This is a genomic window from Streptococcus sp. CF7_Ac1-12 (assembly GCF_024295905.1).
Lineage (GTDB): Bacteria > Bacillota > Bacilli > Lactobacillales > Streptococcaceae > Streptococcus > Streptococcus mitis_AP.
The window spans coordinates 31735-54786 of sequence record NZ_JANCPG010000007.1; the positions used below are offsets into that span (position 1 = coordinate 31735).

25 protein-coding genes and 1 riboswitch are annotated in these 23052 nt (G+C 38.1%); of the genes, 22 read left to right on the top strand and 3 right to left on the bottom strand.

The features are described from left to right. Positions 1-112 precede the first annotated feature (112 nt). From NMM17_RS04775 to tsf, 12 genes are all read left to right on the top strand, one after another. Entirely contained in the window at positions 113-1363 is a 1251-nt protein-coding gene (locus NMM17_RS04775; protein ID WP_000424288.1) for a pitrilysin family protein, read from the top strand. Next, complete coding sequence (locus NMM17_RS04780) at positions 1360-2643, top strand: pitrilysin family protein (RefSeq protein WP_000170226.1); 1284 nt, start codon at positions 1360-1362, stop codon at positions 2641-2643. Before NMM17_RS04775 ends, NMM17_RS04780 begins: the two co-directional genes overlap by 4 nt. Before the next feature lie 41 nt (positions 2644-2684). After that, positions 2685-3512, top strand: a complete 828-nt coding sequence (rodZ, locus tag NMM17_RS04785; RefSeq protein WP_001227985.1) for a cytoskeleton protein RodZ — start codon at positions 2685-2687, stop codon at positions 3510-3512. 10 nt (positions 3513-3522) lie between these two features. Continuing rightward, complete coding sequence (gene pgsA, locus NMM17_RS04790) at positions 3523-4068, top strand: CDP-diacylglycerol--glycerol-3-phosphate 3-phosphatidyltransferase (RefSeq protein WP_000712122.1); 546 nt, start codon at positions 3523-3525, stop codon at positions 4066-4068. Continuing rightward, positions 4065-4892: an energy-coupling factor ABC transporter ATP-binding protein gene (locus tag NMM17_RS04795; protein WP_000843637.1), complete on the top strand. Its 828-nt coding sequence runs from the start codon at positions 4065-4067 to the stop codon at positions 4890-4892. The genes pgsA and NMM17_RS04795 overlap by 4 nt, the downstream gene beginning before the upstream one ends. Beyond that, positions 4877-5716, top strand: a complete 840-nt coding sequence (locus NMM17_RS04800) for an energy-coupling factor transporter ATPase (protein ID WP_000510424.1) — start codon at positions 4877-4879, stop codon at positions 5714-5716. The genes NMM17_RS04795 and NMM17_RS04800 overlap by 16 nt, the downstream gene beginning before the upstream one ends. Continuing rightward, positions 5709-6503, top strand: coding sequence for an energy-coupling factor transporter transmembrane protein EcfT (locus tag NMM17_RS04805; protein WP_000377888.1), 795 nt, complete (start codon positions 5709-5711; stop codon positions 6501-6503). The genes NMM17_RS04800 and NMM17_RS04805 overlap by 8 nt, the downstream gene beginning before the upstream one ends. Before the next feature lie 58 nt (positions 6504-6561). Next, positions 6562-7380 (top strand): rod shape-determining protein MreC, encoded by an 819-nt coding sequence (gene mreC, locus NMM17_RS04810; RefSeq protein WP_001078995.1) that lies wholly within the window; start codon positions 6562-6564, stop codon positions 7378-7380. Next, positions 7380-7874, top strand: coding sequence for a rod shape-determining protein MreD (gene mreD / locus NMM17_RS04815; RefSeq protein ID WP_001249457.1), 495 nt, complete (start codon positions 7380-7382; stop codon positions 7872-7874). Before mreC ends, mreD begins: the two co-directional genes overlap by 1 nt. Before the next feature lie 93 nt (positions 7875-7967). Continuing rightward, complete coding sequence (gene pcsB / locus NMM17_RS04820; RefSeq protein ID WP_000727023.1) at positions 7968-9215, top strand: peptidoglycan hydrolase PcsB; 1248 nt, start codon at positions 7968-7970, stop codon at positions 9213-9215. Between the two features lie 225 nt (positions 9216-9440). Then, entirely contained in the window at positions 9441-10220 is a 780-nt protein-coding gene (rpsB, locus tag NMM17_RS04825) for a 30S ribosomal protein S2 (RefSeq protein WP_000268459.1), read from the top strand. 78 nt (positions 10221-10298) lie between these two features. Further along, positions 10299-11339 (top strand): translation elongation factor Ts, encoded by a 1041-nt coding sequence (gene tsf / locus NMM17_RS04830; protein ID WP_000808071.1) that lies wholly within the window; start codon positions 10299-10301, stop codon positions 11337-11339. Positions 11340-11460: 121 nt separating this feature from the next. Here tsf and cysK read toward each other — a convergent pair whose 3' ends face one another. From cysK to NMM17_RS04845, 3 genes are all read right to left on the bottom strand, one after another. Beyond that, positions 11461-12387 carry a cysteine synthase A gene (cysK, locus tag NMM17_RS04835; protein ID WP_000029886.1) on the bottom strand — a complete coding sequence of 309 codons (927 nt, stop codon included), beginning with the start codon at positions 12385-12387 and terminating at the stop codon, positions 11461-11463. Positions 12388-12483: 96 nt separating this feature from the next. Continuing rightward, positions 12484-12927 (bottom strand): PH domain-containing protein, encoded by a 444-nt coding sequence (locus NMM17_RS04840; protein ID WP_000863907.1) that lies wholly within the window; start codon positions 12925-12927, stop codon positions 12484-12486. A gap of 15 nt (positions 12928-12942) precedes the next feature. Next, positions 12943-13578: a YigZ family protein gene (locus NMM17_RS04845; RefSeq protein WP_000395756.1), complete on the bottom strand. Its 636-nt coding sequence runs from the start codon at positions 13576-13578 to the stop codon at positions 12943-12945. Between the two features lie 56 nt (positions 13579-13634). Here NMM17_RS04845 and NMM17_RS04850 point away from each other — a divergent pair, with 56 nt between their 5' ends. The 10 genes from NMM17_RS04850 (at position 13635) to NMM17_RS04895 (ending at position 23019) form a co-directional block, all read left to right on the top strand. Then, positions 13635-14933, top strand: coding sequence for a DEAD/DEAH box helicase (locus tag NMM17_RS04850; RefSeq protein WP_000867719.1), 1299 nt, complete (start codon positions 13635-13637; stop codon positions 14931-14933). Next, complete coding sequence (locus tag NMM17_RS04855) at positions 14930-15592, top strand: ComF family protein (protein WP_254753936.1); 663 nt, start codon at positions 14930-14932, stop codon at positions 15590-15592. Before NMM17_RS04850 ends, NMM17_RS04855 begins: the two co-directional genes overlap by 4 nt. Positions 15593-15671: 79 nt before the next feature. Next, positions 15672-16220, top strand: a complete 549-nt coding sequence (gene raiA, locus NMM17_RS04860; protein WP_004255322.1) for a ribosome-associated translation inhibitor RaiA — start codon at positions 15672-15674, stop codon at positions 16218-16220. A 135-nt stretch (positions 16221-16355) separates the two neighbouring features. Continuing rightward, on the top strand, positions 16356-18329 hold the full coding sequence (locus tag NMM17_RS04865) for a DHH family phosphoesterase (RefSeq protein ID WP_254753937.1): 1974 nt from the start codon (positions 16356-16358) through the stop codon (positions 18327-18329). Continuing rightward, positions 18326-18778: a 50S ribosomal protein L9 gene (gene rplI, locus NMM17_RS04870; RefSeq protein WP_000864214.1), complete on the top strand. Its 453-nt coding sequence runs from the start codon at positions 18326-18328 to the stop codon at positions 18776-18778. The genes NMM17_RS04865 and rplI overlap by 4 nt, the downstream gene beginning before the upstream one ends. A 43-nt stretch (positions 18779-18821) precedes the next feature. Then, positions 18822-20174: a replicative DNA helicase gene (gene dnaB / locus NMM17_RS04875; RefSeq protein WP_120770774.1), complete on the top strand. Its 1353-nt coding sequence runs from the start codon at positions 18822-18824 to the stop codon at positions 20172-20174. A gap of 1 nt (position 20175) precedes the next feature. Next, positions 20176-20442, top strand: coding sequence for a Veg family protein (locus NMM17_RS04880; RefSeq protein WP_001278169.1), 267 nt, complete (start codon positions 20176-20178; stop codon positions 20440-20442). 194 nt (positions 20443-20636) lie between these two features. Then, entirely contained in the window at positions 20637-21755 is a 1119-nt protein-coding gene (cbpD, locus tag NMM17_RS04885; RefSeq protein WP_254753938.1) for a choline binding-anchored murein hydrolase CbpD, read from the top strand. Between the two features lie 81 nt (positions 21756-21836). Beyond that, positions 21837-21939: riboswitch (TPP riboswitch) on the top strand. Between the two features lie 68 nt (positions 21940-22007). Beyond that, positions 22008-22298 carry an MTH1187 family thiamine-binding protein gene (locus tag NMM17_RS04890; protein ID WP_084926955.1) on the top strand — a complete coding sequence of 97 codons (291 nt, stop codon included), beginning with the start codon at positions 22008-22010 and terminating at the stop codon, positions 22296-22298. Continuing rightward, a complete protein-coding gene (locus NMM17_RS04895) occupies positions 22261-23019 on the top strand; it encodes an ABC transporter permease (protein ID WP_185952560.1) in 759 nt (252 codons plus the stop codon). The genes NMM17_RS04890 and NMM17_RS04895 overlap by 38 nt, the downstream gene beginning before the upstream one ends. The last annotated feature ends 33 nt before the right edge of the window (positions 23020-23052 follow it).

The following is a 23052-nucleotide window of genomic DNA, read 5'->3' on the forward strand; positions in this document are numbered from 1 at the left end:
TGAGAGAAATAGGGAGAAATGTAAGCGATTTTTATTTCAAAAGTGCTACAGAGAACAAGAAAATTTCAGGTTTTCGTGATATAATAGAAGTCTGTATATAAGGAGGTAAATCATGGAGTTAGTGCATGGAATTTCAACACATTTTATCCAATCAAAAAAGTTTAAAACGAACAAAATCACCGTGCGTTTTACCGCTCCATTATCTCTTGATACGATTGCAGGTCGCATGTTGAGTGCGAGTATGCTAGAGACTGCTAATCAGATGTACCCCACTTCTCAAGATTTGAGAAAACATTTGGCCAGTCTATACGGTACAGATATGTCAACCAATTGTTTCAGAAGAGGGCAAAGTCACATTGTAGAATTGACATTTACCTATGTTCGTGATGAGTTTTTAAGTAGGAAAAATGTGCTAACTTCTCAGGTTTTGGAACTTGTAAAAGAAACTCTTTTTTCACCCGTAGTAGTTGACAATGGGTTTGATTCGGCCTTATTTGAAATTGAGAAAAAACAATTACTAGCAAGTTTAGCAGCCGATATGGATGATTCTTTTTATTTCGCACATAAAGAATTAGATAAATTATTTTTTCATGATGAACGTCTCAAATTGGAATACAGTGATTTACGAAATCGTATTTTAGCTGAAACTCCACAAAGTTCTTATTCTTGTTTCCAAGAATTTTTGGCTAATGATCGAATAGATTTCTTTTTCCTAGGTGACTTTAATGAGGTTGAAATTCAAAATGTATTAGAATCAGTTGGCTTCAAAGGTCGATATGGAGATGTGAAGGCTCAGTATTGTCAACCATATTCTAATATCCTTCAGGAAGGTATGATTCGGAAAAATGTGGGACAATCCATTTTGGAATTGGGTTATCATTGCCCTTCTGAATATGGTGATGAGCAACATTTACCCATGATTGTAATGAATGGTTTACTGGGCGGATTTGCTCACTCTAAACTCTTTACAAATGTTCGTGAAGATGCTGGATTAGCTTATACAATTTCCAGTCAGCTCGATTTATTTAGTGGGTTCTTGAGGATGTATGCTGGTATTGATCGAGAAAATCGGAACCAGGCTCGTAAAATGATGAATAATCAACTGCTTGATTTAAAAAAAGGATATTTTACAGAGCTTGAGTTAGAGCAGACCAAGGAGATGATTCGTCGGTCTTTGTTACTTTCTCAAGATAATCAATCTTCATTGATTGAACGTGCTTATCAAAATGCCTTACTTGGAAAATCTTCAGCAGACTTTAAAAGTTGGGTTGCAAAACTCGAGAAAGTTGACAAAGATGCTATTTGTAGAGCAGCTAATAATGTGAAACTACAAGCGATTTACTTTATGGAAGGAATAGAATGACAAAGGTTGTTTTTGAAGAAAAATACTATCCAGCTGTAAAAGAAATGGTTTATCGAACTCGTTTGTCAAATGGCTTGACAGTTGCTCTTTTGCCTAAAAAGGAATTTAAAGAGGTTTACGGGAGTGTAACTGTACAGTTTGGTTCGGTAGATACGCTTGTCACAGAAGTTGACGGATATGTAAAACAATATCCTGCGGGAATTGCTCATTTTCTTGAACATAAATTGTTTGAGAGAGAAAATGCTAGCGATTTGATGTCGGCTTTTACGAGTCTAGGTGCAGATAGTAATGCCTTTACAAGCTTTACAAAAACAAGCTATCTTTTTTCAGCAACGGATCATTTTTTAGAAAATTTGGACTTACTTGATGAATTGGTAACATCAGCACACTTTACTGAAGATTCCATTTTAAGAGAGCAGGATATTATCCAGCAAGAACGAGAAATGTATCAAGATGATCCAGATTCGTGTTTATTCTTTTCAACTTTAGCGAATTTGTATCCTGGTACACCTTTAGCAACTGATATAGTTGGAAGTGAGGAGTCAATTTCCCAAATCAATCTAACTAATTTGCAAGAAAATTTTACAAGATTTTACAAACCTGTAAACATGTCTCTGTTTTTAGTTGGCAATTTTGATGTGGATCAAGTACAGGACTATTTTGAAAGAAAAGAACTGGAAGAGTTAGATGTTCAGGAAGTAGCAAGAGAAAAGTTTGTTTTAAAAGATGTAAAGCAAACAGACAGTATGAGAATGGAAGTATCTTCTCCTAAACTAGCGATTGGTGTTAGGGGTAAACAAGAAGTTGCTGAAGCGGATTGCTATCGATATCATATTTTATTAAAATTATTGTTTGCAATGATGTTTGGTTGGACTTCGGATCGTTTTCAGAAATTATATGAATCAGGTAAAATTGACGCATCCTTATCTCTGGAAGTTGAAGTAACAAGTCGCTTTCATTTTGTCATGTTGACAATGGATACAAAAGAGCCAGTTGCTTTATCTCATCAGTTTAGGAAGGCTATTCGTAATTTTACAAAGGATTTAGATATTACAGAGGATCATTTAGATATTATTAAAAGAGAGATGTTTGGAGAATTTTTCAGTAGCATGAACTCTCTTGAATTTATTGCAACGCAATATGATGCTTTTGAAAATGGTGAGACAATTTTTGATTTGCCAAAAATTTTACAGGAAATTACTTTAGAGGATGTCCTTGATGCTGGACATCATTTAATAGATGATGGTGATATAGTTGATTTTACAATATTCCCATCGTAGTAACCTATCATAATCGATACTAGAAAGAAGGAATGACAAGTATGAGGAAAAAAACAATTGGTGAGGTTTTACGTTTAGCTAGAACCAACCAAGGGTTGACTTTAGAAGAATTACACAAAAAAACAGAAATTCAGTTGGATATGTTGGAAGCGATGGAAGCTGATGATTTTGATCAACTTCCTAGTCCATTTTATACTCGTTCTTTTTTGAGAAAGTATGCGTGGGCAGTTGAGCTAGATGAGCGAATTGTCTTGGATGCTTATGATTCTGGGAGCATGATTACTTATGAAGAAGTAGATGTTGATGAAGACGAGTTGACAGGTAGGAGACGTTCAAGTAAGAAAAATAAGGCATCATTTTTACCTTTATTTTATTTTATACTCTTTGCATTATCGATTGTCATTTTTGTGACCTATTATGTTTGGAATTATCTCCAGACTCAACCTGAGCGTTCATCTGCGTCTAGTTATAGTGTAGTCCAAGCAACAAGCTCAACTAGTTCTGTAACTTCATCTTCAAGTAGTAGTTCATCAAGTAGCTCTTCGAATATGGAACCAGCTATAAGTGTATCAGGTGAAGGAAATCGAGTAGAAGTTGCTTATAAAACGAGCAAGGAAACTGCAAAATTACAATTATCAGTCTCAGATGCTAGAAGTTGGGTTAGTGTTTCAGAAAGTGAGCTTGAGGGTGGGGTGACCTTATCACCGGATAATAAAAGTGCGGAAACAAGCGTTTCAACTAAAAATCCTGTGACAATTACTTTAGGTGTTGTCAAAGGTGTTGCCTTAACAGTAGACAATCAGACTGTTGATTTATCGAAATTAACAGCTCAGACTGGAAAAATCGCTGTAACCTTTACTAAAAATTAAGGAAAAACGAATGAAAAAAGAACAAATTCCAAATATCTTAACAATAGGTCGAATTCTCTTTATACCTATTTTTATCTTTATTTTAACAGTAGGAAATTCGATAGAGAGTCATATGGTAGCAGCTATTATCTTTGCTATTGCCAGTATTACAGACTATTTAGATGGATATTTAGCTCGTAAATGGAATGTGGTTAGTAATTTTGGTAAATTTGCAGATCCTATGGCGGATAAGCTACTAGTTATGTCGGCTTTTATTATGCTGATTGAGTTAGGAATGGCTCCAGCTTGGATTGTTGCAGTGATTATCTGTCGTGAGTTGGCTGTGACAGGTTTAAGACTTTTATTAGTTGAAACTGGTGGAACAGTTTTAGCAGCAGCAATGCCTGGAAAAATTAAAACTTTTAGTCAGATGTTTGCCATTATTTTCTTGCTATTACATTGGACTTTGCTTGGTCAAGTTCTACTTTATGTAGCCTTGTTTTTCACTATCTACTCTGGCTATGATTATTTCAAGGGTAGTGCCTATGTATTTAAAGGGACATTTGGTTCGAAATGAAATCAGTAATTGATGTAAAAAATCTTTCTTTTCGCTATAAGGAAAGTCAGGAATATTACGATGTGAAGGATATTACGTTTCACGTGAAACGTGGAGAATGGCTTTCGATTGTAGGGCATAATGGTAGTGGTAAATCAACGACGGTTCGCTTAATTGATGGTTTACTGGAAGCAGAATCTGGAGAGATTGTAATTGATGGTCAACGATTGACTGAGGAAAATGTTTGGAATATACGTCGTCAAATCGGTATGGTTTTTCAAAATCCAGACAATCAATTTGTTGGAGCGACTGTTGAAGATGATGTTGCCTTTGGTTTGGAAAATCAGGGACTTTCTCGTCAAGAAATGAAAAAGAGAGTGGAAGAAGCTCTGGATTTGGTTGGCATGTTGGACTTTAAAAAGAGAGAGCCAGCGCGTCTATCAGGTGGCCAAAAGCAACGTGTGGCTATTGCAGGTGTTGTAGCCCTAAGACCAGCTATTTTAATCTTAGATGAGGCAACGAGTATGTTGGATCCTGAGGGGCGTAGAGAACTGATTGAGACAGTAAAAGGAATTCGAAAAGACTATGATATGACGGTCATTTCCATTACACATGATTTGGAAGAAGTCGCCATGAGTGATCGTGTATTGGTCATGAAAAAAGGGGAAATTGAATCAACTAGTAGCCCAAGAGAACTTTTCTCTCGAAATGATTTAGATCAAATTGGATTAGACGATCCTTTTTCCAATCAATTAAAACATTCTTTGAGCCAGAATGGCTATGATTTGCCTGAAAATTATTTGACAGAAAGTGAGCTAGAGGATAAACTATGGGAATTGCTCTAGAAAATGTGAGTTTTACGTATCAAGAAGGGACTCCCTTAGCTTCAACAGCTTTGTCGGATGTTTCCTTGACGATTGAAGATGGTTCTTATACGGCTTTAATTGGGCACACAGGTAGCGGCAAATCGACTATATTACAACTTTTAAATGGTTTATTGGTGCCAAGTCAAGGAAGTGTACGAGTTTTTGATACCTTAATCACCTCGACTTCTAAAAACAAAGATATTCGTCAAATTAGAAAACAGGTTGGCTTGGTATTTCAGTTTGCTGAAAATCAGATTTTTGAAGAAACGGTTTTGAAGGATGTTGCTTTTGGACCGCAAAATTTTGGAGTTTCTGAAGAAGATGCGGAGCAGATTGCGCGTGAGAAACTGGCTCTGGTTGGAATTGATGAATCACTTTTTGATCGTAGTCCGTTTGAGCTATCAGGTGGACAAATGAGACGTGTCGCCATTGCAGGCATACTTGCCATGGAACCAGCTATATTAGTCTTAGATGAACCCACAGCAGGCCTAGATCCCCTGGGAAGAAAAGAGCTGATGAATTTGTTCAAAAAACTCCACCAGTCAGGGATGACCATTGTCTTGGTAACGCATTTGATGGATGATGTTGCTGAATATGCGAACCAGGTATATGTGATGGAAAAGGGACGTTTAGTTAAGTTTGGTAAACCTAGTGATGTCTTTCAAGATGTTGTTTTTATGGAAGAAGTTCAGTTGGGAGTACCTAAAATTACAGCTTTTTGTAAACGATTGGCTGATAGAGGCGTGTCATTTAAACGATTACCGATTAAGATAGAGGAGTTCAAGGAGTCGCTAAATGGATAGTATGATTTTGGGGCGTTATATCCCAGGGGATTCGATAGTTCACCGATTGGATCCACGCAGCAAATTACTGGCTATGATGCTACTGATTTTGATCGTTTTTTGGGCTAATAATCCCTTGACGAATCTGATTCTTTTTATAGCGACAGGGATCTTTATTGCCTTGTCAGGAGTATCTCTTTCATTTTTTATTCAGGGCTTGAAGTCTATGTTTTTCTTGATTGCCTTCACAACTATTTTTCAACTGTTTTTCATTTCTAATGGGAATGTTTTATTTGAGTTTTCGTTTGTGAGAATCACGGATTATGCTTTGCAACAAGCTGGAATTATCTTTTGTCGCTTTGTATTGATTATTTTCTTTTCTACTTTGTTAACCTTAACGACCATGCCCTTAAGTTTGGCATCAGCTGTCGAAGCTCTATTAGCACTTTTAAAGAGTATGAAAGTTCCAGTTCATGAAATTGGATTGATGCTGTCTATGAGTTTGCGTTTTGTCCCAACCTTGATGGATGATACGACGCGGATTATGAATGCACAGAAAGCGCGTGGAGTGGATTTTGGAGAAGGAAGTATTGTTCAAAAGGTGAAGGCTATGATTCCCATTTTGATTCCTCTTTTTGCGACAAGTTTAAAACGTGCGGATTCCTTGGCTATCGCAATGGAAGCGCGTGGTTATCAGGGTGGAAAAGGCAGAAGTCAATATCGACAATTGAAATGGACTCGAAAGGATACGCTGACCATTCTTGTTATTATCATACTTGGTTGTTGCTTATTTTTCTTAAAATCTTAGTAGCTTTCAGGAATTGATAAAAAGTTACTGTAACAGTTTTTGATATAAAGGTAGGGATATGAACCGTTTTAAAAAATCAAAATATGTCATTATTGTTTTTGTCACTGTTCTGCTTGTGTCAGCTCTCTTAGCGACGACTTATTCAAGTACAATTGTGACAAGATTAGGAGATGGAATCTCAGTGGTTGATAGGGTTGTGCAAAAACCTTTTCAGTGGTTTGATTCTGTCAAATCAGATTTGGCTCATTTGACACGCACTTATAATGAAAATGAAAGTTTGAAGAAACAGATTTACCAATTAGAAGTTAAATCAAATGAGGCGGAAAGTTTAAAGATGGAAAATGAACAACTGCGCCAATTGCTTGATATGAAGTCCAAATTGCAAGCTACAAAGACTTTGGCAGCAGATGTTATTATGCGATCTCCGGTATCTTGGAAGCAGGAGTTGACCTTAGATGCAGGCAAATCAAAAGGGGCTTCTGAGAATATGTTAGCAATTGCAAATGGTGGCTTGATTGGGAGTGTCTCAAAAGTAGAGGAGAACTCTACCATGGTCAACCTTCTGACAAATACGGAAAATGCTGATAAGATTTCTGTTAAAATTCAACATGGTTCTACTACAATTTATGGAATTATTGTTGGCTATGACAAGGAAAATGAAGTTCTAAAAATTAGTCAATTAAATAGTAGTAGCGATATTAGTGCAGGAGATAAGGTGACCACTGGTGGATTAGGAAACTTTAACGTTGCTGATATTCCTGTTGGTGAAGTGGTTGCCACAACGCATAGTACGGACTATTTGACACGAGAAGTAACTGTTAAATTGAGTGCAGATACTCATAATGTGAATGTGATAGAATTAGTGGGGAATTCATAATGAGACAGTTGAAGCGGGTTGGAGTATTTTTATTGCTTCCTTTCTTTGTTCTAATTGATGCCCATATTAGTCAGCTTCTGGGCTCGTTTTTTCCCCACGTGCAGTTGGCTAGTCATTTTCTATTTTTGTTTCTCTTATTTGAGACGATTGAAGTATCAGAGTACTTCTACTTAGCTTATTGTTTTGTAGTGGGTTTGGTCTATGACATCTACTTTTTCCACTTGATAGGGATTGCGACTTTGTTATTCGTCTTATTGGGGGCATTTCTCCATAAATTTAATAGCGTTATTTTATTGAATCGTTGGACGAGAATGTTGGCAATTATTGTCATGACTTTTCTATTTGAGATGGGAGCTTATATACTTGCAATAGTGGTAGGTTTAACTGTGGATAGTATGTCTTTATTTATAGTCTATAGTTTAGTACCATCAATGATTTTGAACCTTATGTGGATGATTATCTTTCAGTTTATTTTTGAAAAATTTTATCTATAAGAAAGAAATAAAAATGTAACAAAGGCGTAATATTCATTAGGCCTTTTTTTGGTATACTAGTAATGTCTTTAAAAGAAGGAGTATCTACGTAATATGAAGAAAAAAATCTTAGCGTCACTTTTATTAAGTACAGTAATGGTTTCTCAAGTAGCTGTTTTAACAACTGCGCATGCAGAAACTACTGATGACAAAATTGCTGCTCAAGATAATAAAATTAGTAACTTAACAGCACAACAACAAGAAGCACAAAAACAAGTTGATCAAGTTCAGGAGCAAGTATCTGCTATTCAAACAGAGCAATCAAACTTGCAATCTGAAAATGATAGACTACAAGCAGAATCTAAAAAGCTTGAGGGTGAAATTACAGAACTTTCTAAGAATATTGTATCTCGCAATGATTCATTACAAAAACAAGCTCGTAGTGCTCAAACAAATGGAGCTGCAACAAATTACATCAATACAATTGTAAACTCAAAATCAATTACAGAAGCTATTTCACGTGTTGCTGCAATGAGTGAAATCGTATCTGCAAACAACAAGATGTTGGAACAACAAAAAGCAGATAAAAAAGCTATTTCTGAAAAACAAGTAGCAAACAATGATGCAATTAATACAGTTATTGCAAATCAGCAAAAACTAGCTGATGATGCTCAATCATTAACTACAAAACAAGCTGAGTTGAAAGCTGCAGAATTGAATCTTGCTGCTGAAAAGGCTACTGCAGAGGATGAAAAAGCAAGTTTACTTGAGAAAAAAGCTGCAGCAGAAGCAGAAGCTAAAGCTGCAGCAGAAGCAGAAGCAGCTTATAAAGCTAAACAAGCAAGTCAACAACAAACAGTAGTTGCTTCTGGAAATACAACTTTTACAGCACAAGTTCAAGCACTATCTACTATTTCTTCATCAAGTTCATCTGAGTCAAGTTCGTCTGAATCATCTTCAAGCAGTGCTTCAACAGAATCAACAAGCTACACTCCTGCTCCAGTGACACATCGTCCAACATATAGTACAAATGCTTCAAGTTATCCAACTGGTGAGTGTACATGGGGAGCTAAAACATTGGCGCCTTGGGCTGGAGATTACTGGGGTAATGGAGCACAGTGGGCTACAAGTGCAGCTGCAGCAGGATTCCGTACAGGATCTACACCTCAAGTTGGTGCCATTGCATGTTGGAATGATGGTGGATATGGACACGTAGCCGTGGTTACAGCTGTTTCATCATCAACAAGTATCCAAGTATCTGAATCAAACTATGGTGGAAACCGTACAATCGGAAATAAACGTGGATGGTTCAATCCTACTACGACTTCAGAAGGTTTTGTAACATATATCTATCCAAACTAATGAATAAAACGAAGAGGCTCGATTTGAGTCTCTTTTATGATTCATATAGTTACCTTACTTTAAAAATCTGCTAAAATCACTTGAAAATATTGAAAAAGTATGGTAAAATGAAACTTGTCGTGTGAACGATAATACTCATTCTTGATGAATTGTGAAACAGTTGCCTTTGGGTCGTTTTGCGAGTTGAAGTCAAGAAGAGGAAAAAAACAAAAAGGAGAAATACTCATGGCAGTAATTTCAATGAAACAACTTCTTGAGGCTGGTGTACACTTTGGTCACCAAACTCGTCGCTGGAACCCTAAGATGGCTAAGTACATCTTCACTGAGCGTAACGGAATCCACGTTATCGACTTGCAACAAACTGTAAAATACGCTGACCAAGCTTACGATTTCATGCGTGATGCAGCAGCTAACGATGCAGTTGTATTGTTTGTTGGTACTAAGAAACAAGCAGCTGATGCAGTTGCTGAAGAAGCAGTACGTTCAGGTCAATACTTCATCAACCACCGTTGGTTGGGTGGAACTCTTACAAACTGGGGAACAATCCAAAAACGTATCGCTCGTTTGAAAGAAATCAAACGTATGGAAGAAGATGGAACTTTCGAAGTTCTTCCTAAGAAAGAAGTTGCACTTCTTAACAAACAACGTGCACGTCTTGAAAAATTCTTGGGTGGTATCGAAGATATGCCTCGTATCCCAGATGTGATGTACGTAGTTGACCCACATAAAGAGCAAATCGCTGTTAAAGAAGCTAAAAAATTGGGAATCCCAGTTGTAGCGATGGTTGACACAAATACTGATCCAGATGATATCGATGTAATCATCCCAGCTAACGATGATGCTATCCGCGCTGTTAAATTGATCACAGCTAAATTGGCTGACGCTATCATCGAAGGACGTCAAGGTGAAGATGCAGCAGCAGTTGAAGCAGAATTTGCAGCTTCAGAAGCTCAAGCAGATTCAATCGAAGAAATCGTTGAAGTTGTAGAAGGCGACAACGCTTAATTCATATAAATAGTAATTACCTAGGAGGGCGGGGCTTAGCCCGGCTCTCCTATTTTTAAAAAATATAGGAGAATCAAAATGGCAGAAATTACAGCTAAACTTGTAAAAGAGTTGCGTGAAAAATCTGGTGCCGGAGTTATGGACGCTAAAAAAGCGCTTGTAGAAACAGACGGTGACATCGAAAAAGCGATTGAATTGCTTCGTGAAAAAGGTATGGCTAAGGCAGCTAAGAAGGCTGACCGTGTTGCTGCAGAAGGTTTGACTGGTGTTTATGTTAACGGTAATGTTGCAGCAGTTATTGAAGTAAATGCTGAAACTGACTTCGTTGCGAAAAACGCTCAATTCGTTGAATTGGTAAATACTACAGCTAAAGTTATTGCCGAAGGAAAACCTGCTAACAATGAGGAAGCTCTTGCTTTGACAATGCCTTCAGGTGAAACTCTTGAAGCTGCATACGTATCTGCAACAGCAACTATCGGAGAAAAAATCTCATTCCGTCGCTTTGCATTGATTGAAAAAACAGATGCACAACACTTTGGAGCTTACCAACACAACGGTGGACGTATCGGTGTTATTTCAGTTGTTGAAGGTGGAGACGAAGCTCTTGCTAAACAATTGTCAATGCACATTGCAGCGATGAAACCAACAGTTCTTTCTTACAAAGAATTGGATGAGCAATTCGTTAAAGATGAGTTGGCACAATTGAACCACGTTATCGACCAAGATAACGAAAGCCGTGCAATGGTTAACAAACCAGCTCTTCCACACTTGAAGTATGGATCAAAATCTCAATTGACTGATGAAGTGATTGCTCAAGCTGAAGCTGACATCAAAGCTGAGTTGGCTGCAGAAGGCAAACCAGAAAAAATCTGGGACAAAATTATCCCAGGTAAAATGGATCGCTTCATGCTTGACAACACTAAAGTTGACCAAGCTTACACACTTCTTGCACAAGTATACATCATGGATGACAGCAAGACAGTTGAAGCATACCTTGAATCAGTTAACGCTTCAGTAGTTGAGTTCGCTCGCTTTGAAGTTGGTGAAGGTATCGAGAAAGCTGCAAACGACTTTGAAGCTGAAGTTGCAGCTACAATGGCAGCAGCCTTGAATAACTAATAATAAAAAGGAAGCCAAATTGCTTCCTTTTTTCTATGCAGTCGATCTTTATAGGGAGATGTTCCTATTTTTAAGGTATAAATAAAAAGCCCTATAATAAGGGCTAAGTGTATTTAGGAGACTACACTTCAAATTCATAGAGTGCTGTAGAGAGATAACGTTCACCGTTATCTGGTGCTAGAGCAAGAACTTTTTTACCTGTACCTAATTTCTTGGCAACCTCGATGGCTCCGTAGATAGCTGCAGCTGAAGAAATACCAACAAGGAATCCTTCTTTTCCACCAATCTCACGGCCGAGTGCTAGTGCATCGTCTGATGTTACACGAACAATACCATCATAGGCATTTGTATCAAGTGTATCAGGAATAAATCCAGCTGAGATACCTTGAATTTTGTGAGGGCCAGGTTTTTCACCAGATAGAATAGCAGATTCATCTGCCTCTACTGCATAAACTTGAATACCTGAATTTGCTGTTTTGAGTGCATGAGAAACACCAGAAATTGTTCCACCGGTACCAACTCCAGCAACAAAGGCATCTAATCCATCTTTACCGAAAGCAGCTAGTATCTCAGCTCCTGTTGTTCTTTCGTGTACTTCTGGATTAGCTGGGTTGTCAAATTGAAGAGGAAGGAAACCATCACGTTCAGCAGCGATTTCTTGGGCCTTAGCAATAGCACCTTTCATTCCTTCGCTACCAGGAGTTAGGACGAGTTCAGCACCATAAGCTTGGATAATTTTACGTCGTTCTACACTCATCGTTTCAGGCATAACGATGACAACTTTGTACCCTTTAGCAGCACCTACCCATGAAAGCCCAATACCAGTGTTTCCACTTGTTGCTTCAACAATAGTAGAACCTGGCTTCAGAATACCGTCTTGTTCAGCTTTTTCAATCATGCTAAGAGCAATACGGTCTTTTACAGAAGAACCAGGGTTAAATGCTTCAAGTTTTACATAGACATCTGCAGCACCTTCTGGCACAATATTGTTGAGTTTAACAATCGGAGTTTGACCGATTAATTCAGTAATGTTGTTATAAATAGACATATGAATACCTCTTTGTATAAGATATTTCTAGTATAACGCTATCTATACCATTTGTAAAATATAGAAATCCTATCGAAGCGATAGGATTTTTTTATATCATAGGTCTAAGCCATTAATTTTTAAGCGATTGTGATAGGCTAATTCTAGTAAATATGTATAAAGTGGAACGATATCTGTTTTCTTAGGGAATTCAAATTTGTGAACACTAAAATGTTCATTATGTGCTTTTAGAAAGATATTTTCTAAATAAGTAATAGTAATTTCACTATCATCTATACCTGCTCCTGCAGTTTCCATTTCAACATTAACAATATTCATCAAAAAAATTGATTTAACGGACATCTTACGACCAGTAGCGCCTTGTTTATCTGTAAAGATAATACGGATATTTGTAAATATAATTGAGTCACGAATCAGTTTATATCCACTTTGAATTTCTTCATTTTCTAGTAGATATTGTCCATATTCTTTGATAAGAGTTTCTTTGTTTTGCTCACTAAAGTTACCAGCGAGTCCTTGAATGAATTTTCCAAATGCCATCTTTTTCTCCTTTATTTACACTAAGTTTACAGGAACTTCAACTTCACGTAAACCTTGATCAGTTAAAGTAACTTTTCCATTAAAAAACTCCACCAGTGCAGCTTTAATATTATCTTTTTCTTCTTTATCAACATAAATCATCGTATCGACTTGATCTGTAAAGTTTGTATCCAGTTCCATGAGATTATGTTCCTTAAGGAAGTTACTGTACTCTTGGTACTGAGCGTAAGACATTTGAATAGCAATGCCCACCTGTTCCTTTATTTCAATGACGCCAATTTCTTTGACAGCTAGGGCAACACTGCCTGCGTAAGCACGAATCAATCCTCCAGCGCCTAGTTTAATACCACCAAAGTAGCGTGTCACTACCACACAGACATTGGTGAGGTTGTGATTTTCTAGTACCCCTAGCATGGGAACGCCAGCAGTACCACTGGGCTCACCATCATCACTTGTCCGTTTGATTTCACTACGTTCTCCAATAATAAAGGCAGAGCAGTTATGCGTCGCTTTGTAGTGTTCTTTTTTGATGGTGGTAATGAAGTCACGAGCCTCTTCTTCGCTATAAACACGCTTGGCATGACAGATAAAGCGGGATTTTTTGATTTCTTCTTGGACTTGACCGTCCTCTTTAATTGTTCTAAATTCCATGATTTAATTGTACTAAAAAATCATCTAAAGCGCTAGGTTTTTACGAATAAAGAAGTATGAAAGTAAATCCAAATTATCTCGGTCGGTTGTTTACTGAGAATGAATTAACAGAAGAGGAACGTCAGTTGGCGGAGAAATTTCCAGCAATGAGAAAGGAGAAGGGGAAACTTTTCTGTCAACGTTGTAATAGTATTATTCCAGAGGAATGGTATTTGCCCATCGGTGCTTATTATTGTCGAGAGTGCTTGCTGATTAAGCGAGTCAGGAGTGATCAAGCTTTATACTATTTTCCACAGGAGGATTTTCCGAAGCAAGATGTTCTTAAATGGCGTGGTCAATTAACTCCTTTTCAAGAGAAGGTGTCAGAGGGACTGATTCGAGCGGTAGACAAGCAGGAGCCAACCTTGGTACATGCGGTGACAGGAGCTGGAAAGACAGAAATGATTTACCAAGTTGTAGCCAAAGTGATTGATGAAGGTGGTGCAGTTTGTTTGGCCAGTCCCAGAATCGATGTGTGTTTGGAGCTGTATAAGCGACTGCAAGATGATTTTGCTTGCGAGATAGCTTTACTACACGGAGAATCAGAACCATATTTTCGAACACCACTAGTTGTTGCAACGACTCATCAGTTATTGAAGTTTTATCAAGCTTTTGATTTGCTGATAGTGGATGAAGTAGATGCCTTTCCTTATGTTGACAATCCCACGCTTTACCATGCTGTCAATAATTGTGTAAAGGAGAATGGCTTGAGAATCTTTTTAACAGCGACTTCGACCGATGAGTTAGATAGGAAGGTCCGTTTAGGAGAACTAAAAAGGTTGAGCTTACCAAGACGATTTCATGGAAATCCGTTGATCATTCCTAAACCTGTTTGGTTGTCGGATTTTAATCACTATTTGGATAAGAGGCGTTTGTCACCAAAGTTAAAGTCTTATATTGAGAAGCAGAGAAAGACAGCTTATCCGTTACTCATTTTTGCATCAGAAATTAAGAAAGGGGAACAGTTAAAAGAAATCCTACAAGAGCAATTTCCAAATGAAAAAATTGGCTTTGTATCTTCTATCACAGAAAATCGATTAGAGCAGGTACAAGCTTTTCGAGATGGAGAACTGACAATACTGATCAGTACGACGATATTGGAGCGTGGAGTTACCTTCCCTTGTGTGGACGTTTTCGTCGTAGAGGCCAATCATCGTCTGTTTACCAAGTCTAGTTTGATTCAGATTGGTGGACGAGTTGGGCGAAGCATGGATAGACCGACAGGAGATTTGCTTTTCTTTCATGATGGGTTAAATGCTTCAATCAAGAAGGCAATTAAGGAAATTCAGCAGATGAATACGGAGGCGGGTCTATGAAGTGCTTGTTATGTGGGCAGACTATGAAGGCTGTTTTAACTTTTAGTAGCCTCTTGCTGTTGAGGAATGATGACTCCTATCTTTGTTCAGACTGTGATTCTACTTTTGAGAGAATTGGAGAAGAGTATTGTCCAAGCTGTATGAAAATAGGTTTGTCAACAAAGTGTCAAGATTGTCAATTTTGGTGTAAAGAAGGAGTTGAGGTCAGTCATAGAGCGATTTTTACTTACAATCAAGCTATGAAGGATTTTTTTAGTCGGTATAAGTTTGATGGGGACTTTCTTTTAAGAAAAGTGGTCGCTTCATTTTTAAGTGAGGAGTTGAAAAAGTACAAAGAGTACCAATTTGTCGTCATTCCCCTAAGTCCCGAAAGATTGCTTGAGAGGGGATTTAACCAGGTTGAAGGTTTAGTTGAAGCAGCAGGGTTCTCTTTTCAAGACTTACTAGAGAAGAGAGAAGAGCGGGCCAGTTCTTCTAAAAATCGTTCAGAACGCTTGGCAACAGAACTTCCTTTCTTTATTAAAAGTGGAATCACTATTCCTAAAAAAATCCTACTTATAGATGATATCTATACTACTGGAACAACTATAAATCGTGTGAAGAAACTGCTGGAAGAATCAGGTGCTGAGGATGTAAAAACATTTTCCCTTGTAAGATGAGGAAAAAATTTGCAAAACTAAAATGAAAGCGTTATAATGAAATCAGAAAAACAAAAATGTTTAGAAAGAAGGTACTCATATGATTAAATATAGTATCCGTGGTGAAAACCTAGAAGTAACAGAAGCAATTCGTGATTATGTAGTTTCTAAACTCGAAAAGATCGAAAAGTATTTTCAAGCTGAACAAGAGTTGGATGCTCGAGTTAACTTGAAGGTGTATCGTGAAAAAACTGCTAAAGTGGAAGTAACGATTCCGCTTGGCTCAATTACTCTTCGTGCAGAAGATGTGTCTCAAGATATGTATGGTTCAATTGACCTTGTAACTGATAAAATTGAACGTCAGATTCGTAAAAATAAAACAAAAATCGAGCGTAAAAATAAAAATAAGGTAGCAACTAGTCAATTATTTACAGATGCTTTGGTGGAAGATACAAATGTTGTCCAATCTAGAGTTGTTCGTTCAAAACAAATTGATTTAAAACCAATGGATTTGGAAGAAGCTATTCTACAGATGGATTTGTTGGGACATGATTTCTTTATCTATGTGGATGTTGAAGATCAAACAACTAATGTGATTTATCGTCGTGAGGATGGAGAAATTGGTCTGTTAGAAGTTAAAGAATCTTAATTTCAATATGTGTAAAGGAAGGTTTACTGATTTGTAAACCTCCTTTTTCTTATAATTGATAGAATTACTGATTACACTTTTAAAAAGTCGCTTTTTGGTGGTTATTATGGTATAATGGGTGCCAAGAGGTTTGGAATGAAAAAATTTTATGTAAGTCCTATTTTCCCCTTAATATTAGGAATAGTGGCGTTCGGGGTGCTATCTGTGCAACTTGTTTTTGTAAGGAATACACTGGTAACGCTATTTCTTTTGCTACTTATTTTGGGTTCATATATTTTATTATTCATTCATCAAAGAGAGTACTACTCAAGGAGTGAAGTAGAACAAATTCAGTATGTAAACCACCAAGCTGAAGATAGTTTGACAACCTTGTTAGAACAGATGCCTGTCGGAGTTATTAAATTAGACTTGTCGTCAGGTGAGGTTGAATGGTTTAATCCTTATGCTGAATTGATCTTAACTAATGAAGTTGGCGAGATTGATGTGGCATTAATTCAAACAATTATCAAGGCATCGGTAGGAAATCCAGGTTCTTATGCTACCTTGGGTGAGACCCGCTATTCGGTTCATATGGACAAGGTATCTGGAGTTCTGTACTTCTTTGATGTGTCTGGAGAATACGAAGCGACTGTTGAGTTAGTAACGAGTCGACCTGTGATTGGGATCGTTTCCGTTGACAACTATGATGATTTAGAAGATGAAACATCGGAGTCTGATATCAGTCATATCAATAGTTTTGTAGCCAATTTTGTTTCAGAATTTGCTGGGAAGCATGCCATGTTCTCCCGTCGAGTGAGTATGGACCGTTTTTATTTATTTACGGACTACACGGTGCTTGAGGGATTGATGAATGATAAATTTTCTGTTATCGATGCTTTCAGAGAAGAGTCGAAACAGAGACAGTTGCCTTTGACCTTAAGTATGGGATTTTCTTATGGTGATGGAAATCATGATGAAATAGGGAAAGTTGCTTTGCTCAACTTGAACTTGGCTGAAGTGCGTGGTGGCGACCAGGTGGTTGTCAAGGAGAATGACGAAACTAAAAATCCAGTTTATTTTGGTGGTGGGTCTGCTGCCTCAATCAAACGTACACGGACTCGTACGCGTGCTATGATGACGGCTATTTCAGATAAGATTCGTAGTGTGGATCAGGTTTTTGTAGTTGGTCACAAAAATCTGGATATGGATGCTTTGGGCTCTGCTGTAGGTATGCAGTTATTTGCCAGCAATGTGACTGAAAATAGCTATGCTATTTATGACGCAGAACAAATGTCACCAGATATTGAACGAGCTGTTTCATTCTTAGAAAAAGAAGGAGTTACGAAGTTGTTGTCTGTTAAGGATGCAATGGGGATGGTGACCAATCGTTCTTTGTTGATTCTTGTAGACCATTCAAAGACAGCTTTAACTTTATCAAAAGATTTTTATGATTTATTTACCCAAACCATCGTCATTGACCACCATAGAAGGGATCAGGATTTCCCAGATAATGCAGTCATTACTTATATTGAAAGTGGTGCAAGTAGTGCTAGTGAGTTGGTAACGGAATTGCTACAGTTCCAAAATTCTAAGAAAAATCGTTTGAGTCGTATGCAAGCAAGCGTCTTGATGGCTGGTATGATGTTGGATACTAAAAATTTCACCTCACGAGTGACTAGTCGGACATTTGATGTTGCTAGCTATCTCAGAACGAGAGGAAGTGATAGTATTGCCATCCAAGAAATCGCTGCGACAGATTTTGAAGAATATCGTGAGGTCAATGAACTGATTTTACAAGGGCGTAAATTAGGTTCAGATGTATTGATAGCAGAGGCTCAGGACTCGAAATGCTATGATACAGTTGTTATTAGTAAGGCAGCAGATGCCATGTTAGCTATGTCAGGTATTGAAGCGAGTTTTGTTCTTGCGAAGAATACACAAGGATTTATCTCTATCTCAGCTCGCAGTCGTAGTAAACTGAATGTACAACGGATTATGGAAGAGCTGGGGGGTGGAGGCCACTTTAATTTAGCTGCAGCTCAAATTAAAGATGTAACCTTGTCAGAAGCAGGTGAAAAACTGACAGAAATTGTATTAAATGAAATAAAGGAAAAGGAGAAAGAAGAATGAAAGTAATCTTTTTAGCAGATGTCAAAGGAAAAGGTAAAAAAGGCGAAATTAAGGAAGTACCAACAGGATATGCGCAAAACTTTCTTATCAAAAAAAATCTAGCCAAAGAAGCAACTGCTCAAGCTGTAGGTGAACTTCGTGGTAAACAAAAATCCGAAGAGAAAGCTCACGCTGAGATGATTGCAGAAGCAAAAGCAATTAAGGCACAACTTGAGGCAGAAGAAACTGTTGTAGAATTTGTTGAAAAAGTTGGTCCAGATGGTCGTACCTTTGGTTCTATTACCAATAAGAAGATTGCAGAAGAATTGCAAAAGCAATTTGGAATTAAGATTGATAAACGTCATATTCAAGTACAAGCTCCTATTCGAGCAGTTGGTTTGATTGATGTACCAGTGAAAATCTATCAAGATATCACAAGTGTAATCAATCTTCGTGTGAAAGAAGGGTAAATTTACACCTTCTTGACAAGATTGTAAAAGGAAGGGAAGTCTGATGGCAGAAGTAGAAGAGTTACGAGTACAACCTCAAGATATCTTAGCTGAGCAATCCGTTTTGGGAGCTATCTTTATTGACGAGAGTAAGCTTGTTTTTGTGCGAGAATATATTGAGTCTCGGGACTTTTTTAAGTATGCCCATCGATTGATTTTCCAAGCCATGGTTGATTTATCCGACCGTGGCGATGCTATAGACGCAACAACGGTTCGTACCATTCTTGATAATCAAGGTGATTTGCAGAATATTGGTGGCCTGTCTTACTTGGTTGAGATTGTCAATTCTGTGCCAACTTCTGCTAATGCGGAGTATTATGCTAAGATTGTTGCAGAGAAGGCCATGCTACGTCGATTAATCGCCAAGTTGACAGAGTCTGTCAATCAAGCTTACGAGGCTTCGCAACCAGCTGATGAAATCATTGCTCAGGCAGAAAAAGGCCTGATTGATGTCAGTGAAAATGCAAATCGAAGTGGATTTAAGAACATTCGAGATGTGTTGAATATCAACTTTGGAAATCTGGAAGCTCGCTCGCAACAAACGACCGATATTACAGGTATTGCGACAGGTTATCGTGACTTGGATCATATGACGACTGGACTTCATGAGGAGGAGTTGATTATCCTAGCAGCCCGTCCGGCGGTTGGTAAGACGGCCTTTGCCTTGAATATTGCTCAGAATATTGGGACTAAATTGGATAAAACAGTTGCTATTTTTTCACTCGAAATGGGTGCGGAAAGTCTAGTGGACCGTATGTTAGCGGCAGAAGGTTTGGTAGAATCGCATTCTATCCGTACGGGTCAATTGACTGATGAGGAGTGGCAAAAATATACCATTGCTCAAGGGAACCTAGCCAACGCGAGTATCTATATCGATGATACACCAGGGATTCGGATTACAGAGATTCGTTCTCGTTCTCGTAAACTGGCTCAAGAAACTGGAAATCTTGGTTTGATTTTAATAGACTATTTGCAGCTTATCACGGGAACTGGTCGGGAAAATCGTCAACAAGAGGTTTCAGAAATTTCACGTCAGTTGAAAATTTTAGCTAAGGAACTGAAGGTTCCAGTAATCGCTCTAAGTCAGCTTTCTCGTGGTGTAGAACAACGTCAGGATAAGAGACCGGTCTTGTCTGATATTCGTGAATCTGGGTCTATTGAGCAGGACGCTGATATTGTAGCCTTTCTTTATCGCGACGATTACTATGAGCGTGGTGGTGAAGAAGAGGAAGGCATACCGAATAATAAGGTAGAAGTTATTATCGAGAAAAACCGTAGTGGAGCTCGTGGAACGGTGGAATTAATTTTCCAAAAAGAATACAATAAATTTTCAAGTATCTCAAAGAGGGAGGCATAAGATGTCAGATGCATTTACAGATGTAGCCAAGATGAAAAAAATAAAAGAAGAAATCAAGGCACATGAGGGACAAGTCGTAGAAATGACTTTGGAGAATGGTCGTAAGCGCCAAAAAAATAGATTGGGTAAGCTAATTGAGGTTTATCCATCCCTATTTATCGTTGAATTTGGGAACGTTGAAGGAGATAAACAAGCTAATGTTTACGTTGAATCCTTTACTTACTCAGATATCCTTACAGAAAAGAATTTGATTCATTATCTTGACTAAAGTGAGAAATTTTCTCACTTTTTCTTTTTTTCTCCGAATAATTTAAGTGAAGGCAATCTTCGATTTATACTCTTCGAAAATCAAATTCAAACCACGTCAGCTTCGCCTTGCCATACTCAAGTATAGCCTGCGCCTAGCTTCCTAGTTTGATCTTTAATTTTCATTGAGTACTATATTATTTTCAAGGAGGAAGAATGAAAATTTCACCATTTACAGTAACAGAGACAGGGTTTTCTTTTAGAAAATCAGTTAAAAAGGTTGTTCCTTTTTTAGTAGTAGGATTGATGTTAGCAGCGGGTAATAGTGTATCTGCCTATTCGGGAGGAAGTGGCTCGATTGCACGTGGGGATGATTATCCTGTTTATTATAAAAATGGGAGCCAGGAGATTGATAAATGGCGGATGTATTCTCGTCAGTGTACTTCTTTTGCAGCCTTTCGTTTGAGTAATGTCAATGGTTTTGAGATTCCAGGAGCCTATGGAAATGCGAATGAATGGGGCTATCGTGCTCGTCGTGAAGGGTATCGTGTAGATAATAGGCCAGCGATTGGCTCTATTGCTTGGTCTACTGCAGGAATTTATGGTCATGTTGCTTGGGTGTCAAATGTAATTGGAGATGAGATTGAGATTGAAGAATACAACTATGGAATAAGGGAATCTTACAATAAGCGCGTCGTGAAGGCCAATACCATGACTGGCTTTATTCATTTTAAAGATTTAGCTGGTGGCAGTGTTGGGAATAGTCAATCCTCAGTTTCAACAGGAGGAACACATTTTTTCAAGTTTAAGGCTGCTATCAAAAATCAGCCTCTAGCTAGCGCAACTGCGATTGATTACTATTATCCTGGTGAGAATGTTCATTATGATCAAATTCTCGAAAAAGATGGATACAAGTGGTTGAGTTATACGGCTTATAATGGAAGCCGTCGCTATATCCAGCTAGAGGGAGTGACTTCTTCACAGAATTCTCATAATCAATCAGGAAATAGCTCTAGCTATGGATCCAATAGTAGTTCAACTGTCGGTTGGAAGAAAATAAATGGTAGTTGGTATCATTTCAAATCAAATGGCTCTAAATCAACAGGTTGGTTGAAGGATGGGTCTAGTTGGTATTATTTGAAATCATCTGGTGAAATGCAGACAGGATGGTTAAAGGAAAATGGGGTTTGGTATTATCTGGATAGTTCAGGGGCAATGAAAACCGGCTGGTATCAAGTCTCTGGTAAATGGTATTATTCTTACTCTTCAGGAGCCTTAGCTGTCAATACGACGGTGGATGGCTATAGAGTAAATAGTGATGGAGAACGAGTATAGAAAATTGGAGTAGGAAAATTTCCTACTCTTTTCTGTAAGCAGTTTCCTTGACATTTTTTTTGTTTTGCGCTATCATATGTCCATATAATATATGGGAGTCTGTGTACAGTCTGAGAGGAAGTGTTAAACTTCGACCGCACCTGATCTGGGTAATGCCAGCGTAGGGAACGATACTTAGTCTAATCTTGACCTTTTCCATATATGGTAAAGGTTTTTCTTTTTGTCAAAGGAAAACGAGAAGAGGAGGTTCTTATGAAAGCAAGCATTGCCTTGCAAGTTTTACCCCTATCACAGGGAATTGATCGGATTGCTGTTATTGATCAGGTCATTGCTTATCTGCAAGCTCAAGAAGTGACCATGGTAGTGACACCATTTGAAACAGTCTTGGAAGGGGAGTTTGATGAGCTTATGCGCATTCTCAAAGAAGCGCTAGAAGTGGCAGGACAAAAGGCAGATAATGTCTTTGCCAATGTCAAAATAAATGTAGGAGAGATTTTAAGTATTGATGAGAAACTTGAAAAGTATACTGAGACGACACATTAGTCTATTGGGCTTTATGGGGGTCTTGTCAATCTGGCAGTTAGCAGGTTTTCTTAAACTTCTCCCCAAGTTTATCCTGCCGACACCTCTTGAAATTCTCCAGTCCTTTGTTCGTGATAGAGAATTTCTCTGGCACCATAGCTGGGCAACCTTGAGAGTGGCTTTATTGGGGCTGATTTTGGGAGTCTTGATTGCCTGTCTCATGGCTGTGCTTATGGACAGTTTGACTTGGCTCAATGACCTGATTTACCCTATGATGGTGGTTGTTCAGACTATCCCGACTATTGCTATAGCCCCTATTCTGGTCTTGTGGCTCGGTTATGGGATTTTGCCCAAGATTGTCTTGATTATCTTGACGACAACTTTTCCTATCATCGTCAGTATTTTGGACGGTTTTAGGCATTGTGATAAGGATATGCTGACCTTGTTTAGTCTGATGCAGGCCAAACCTTGGCAAATCCTGTGGCATTTTAAAATCCCAGTCAGCCTGCCTTACTTTTATGCAGGTCTGAGGGTCAGTGTCTCCTACGCCTTCATCACAACAGTGGTATCTGAGTGGTTGGGAGGCTTTGAAGGACTAGGTGTCTACATGATTCAGTCCAAGAAACTGTTTCAGTATGATACCATGTTTGCTATTATTATTCTGGTATCGATTATCAGCCTTCTGGGTATGAAGTTGGTCGATATCAGCGAGAAATATGTTATTAAATGGAAACGTTCGTAGAAGTAGAATGTTTCAAAAAAGAAAAGAGGAAAT

Excerpts from the sequence above, each read along its gene's own strand:
- NMM17_RS04775 (WP_000424288.1), top strand. The coding sequence starts at position 113 with ATGGAGTTAGTGCATGGAATTTCAACACATTTTATCCAATCAAAAAAG.
- NMM17_RS04780 (WP_000170226.1), top strand. The coding sequence starts at position 1,360 with ATGACAAAGGTTGTTTTTGAAGAAAAATACTATCCAGCTGTAAAAGAA.
- rodZ (WP_001227985.1), top strand. The coding sequence starts at position 2,685 with ATGAGGAAAAAAACAATTGGTGAGGTTTTACGTTTAGCTAGAACCAAC.
- pgsA (WP_000712122.1), top strand. The coding sequence starts at position 3,523 with ATGAAAAAAGAACAAATTCCAAATATCTTAACAATAGGTCGAATTCTC.
- NMM17_RS04795 (WP_000843637.1), top strand. The coding sequence starts at position 4,065 with ATGAAATCAGTAATTGATGTAAAAAATCTTTCTTTTCGCTATAAGGAA.
- NMM17_RS04800 (WP_000510424.1), top strand. The coding sequence starts at position 4,877 with ATGGGAATTGCTCTAGAAAATGTGAGTTTTACGTATCAAGAAGGGACT.
- NMM17_RS04805 (WP_000377888.1), top strand. The coding sequence starts at position 5,709 with ATGGATAGTATGATTTTGGGGCGTTATATCCCAGGGGATTCGATAGTT.
- mreC (WP_001078995.1), top strand. The coding sequence starts at position 6,562 with ATGAACCGTTTTAAAAAATCAAAATATGTCATTATTGTTTTTGTCACT.
- mreD (WP_001249457.1), top strand. The coding sequence starts at position 7,380 with ATGAGACAGTTGAAGCGGGTTGGAGTATTTTTATTGCTTCCTTTCTTT.
- pcsB (WP_000727023.1), top strand. The coding sequence starts at position 7,968 with ATGAAGAAAAAAATCTTAGCGTCACTTTTATTAAGTACAGTAATGGTT.
- rpsB (WP_000268459.1), top strand. The coding sequence starts at position 9,441 with ATGGCAGTAATTTCAATGAAACAACTTCTTGAGGCTGGTGTACACTTT.
- tsf (WP_000808071.1), top strand. The coding sequence starts at position 10,299 with ATGGCAGAAATTACAGCTAAACTTGTAAAAGAGTTGCGTGAAAAATCT.
- cysK (WP_000029886.1), bottom strand. The coding sequence starts at position 12,387 with ATGTCTATTTATAACAACATTACTGAATTAATCGGTCAAACTCCGATT.
- NMM17_RS04840 (WP_000863907.1), bottom strand. The coding sequence starts at position 12,927 with ATGGCATTTGGAAAATTCATTCAAGGACTCGCTGGTAACTTTAGTGAG.
- NMM17_RS04845 (WP_000395756.1), bottom strand. The coding sequence starts at position 13,578 with ATGGAATTTAGAACAATTAAAGAGGACGGTCAAGTCCAAGAAGAAATC.
- NMM17_RS04850 (WP_000867719.1), top strand. The coding sequence starts at position 13,635 with ATGAAAGTAAATCCAAATTATCTCGGTCGGTTGTTTACTGAGAATGAA.
- NMM17_RS04855 (WP_254753936.1), top strand. The coding sequence starts at position 14,930 with ATGAAGTGCTTGTTATGTGGGCAGACTATGAAGGCTGTTTTAACTTTT.
- raiA (WP_004255322.1), top strand. The coding sequence starts at position 15,672 with ATGATTAAATATAGTATCCGTGGTGAAAACCTAGAAGTAACAGAAGCA.
- NMM17_RS04865 (WP_254753937.1), top strand. The coding sequence starts at position 16,356 with ATGAAAAAATTTTATGTAAGTCCTATTTTCCCCTTAATATTAGGAATA.
- rplI (WP_000864214.1), top strand. The coding sequence starts at position 18,326 with ATGAAAGTAATCTTTTTAGCAGATGTCAAAGGAAAAGGTAAAAAAGGC.
- dnaB (WP_120770774.1), top strand. The coding sequence starts at position 18,822 with ATGGCAGAAGTAGAAGAGTTACGAGTACAACCTCAAGATATCTTAGCT.
- NMM17_RS04880 (WP_001278169.1), top strand. The coding sequence starts at position 20,176 with ATGTCAGATGCATTTACAGATGTAGCCAAGATGAAAAAAATAAAAGAA.
- cbpD (WP_254753938.1), top strand. The coding sequence starts at position 20,637 with ATGAAAATTTCACCATTTACAGTAACAGAGACAGGGTTTTCTTTTAGA.
- NMM17_RS04890 (WP_084926955.1), top strand. The coding sequence starts at position 22,008 with ATGAAAGCAAGCATTGCCTTGCAAGTTTTACCCCTATCACAGGGAATT.
- NMM17_RS04895 (WP_185952560.1), top strand. The coding sequence starts at position 22,261 with ATGAGAAACTTGAAAAGTATACTGAGACGACACATTAGTCTATTGGGC.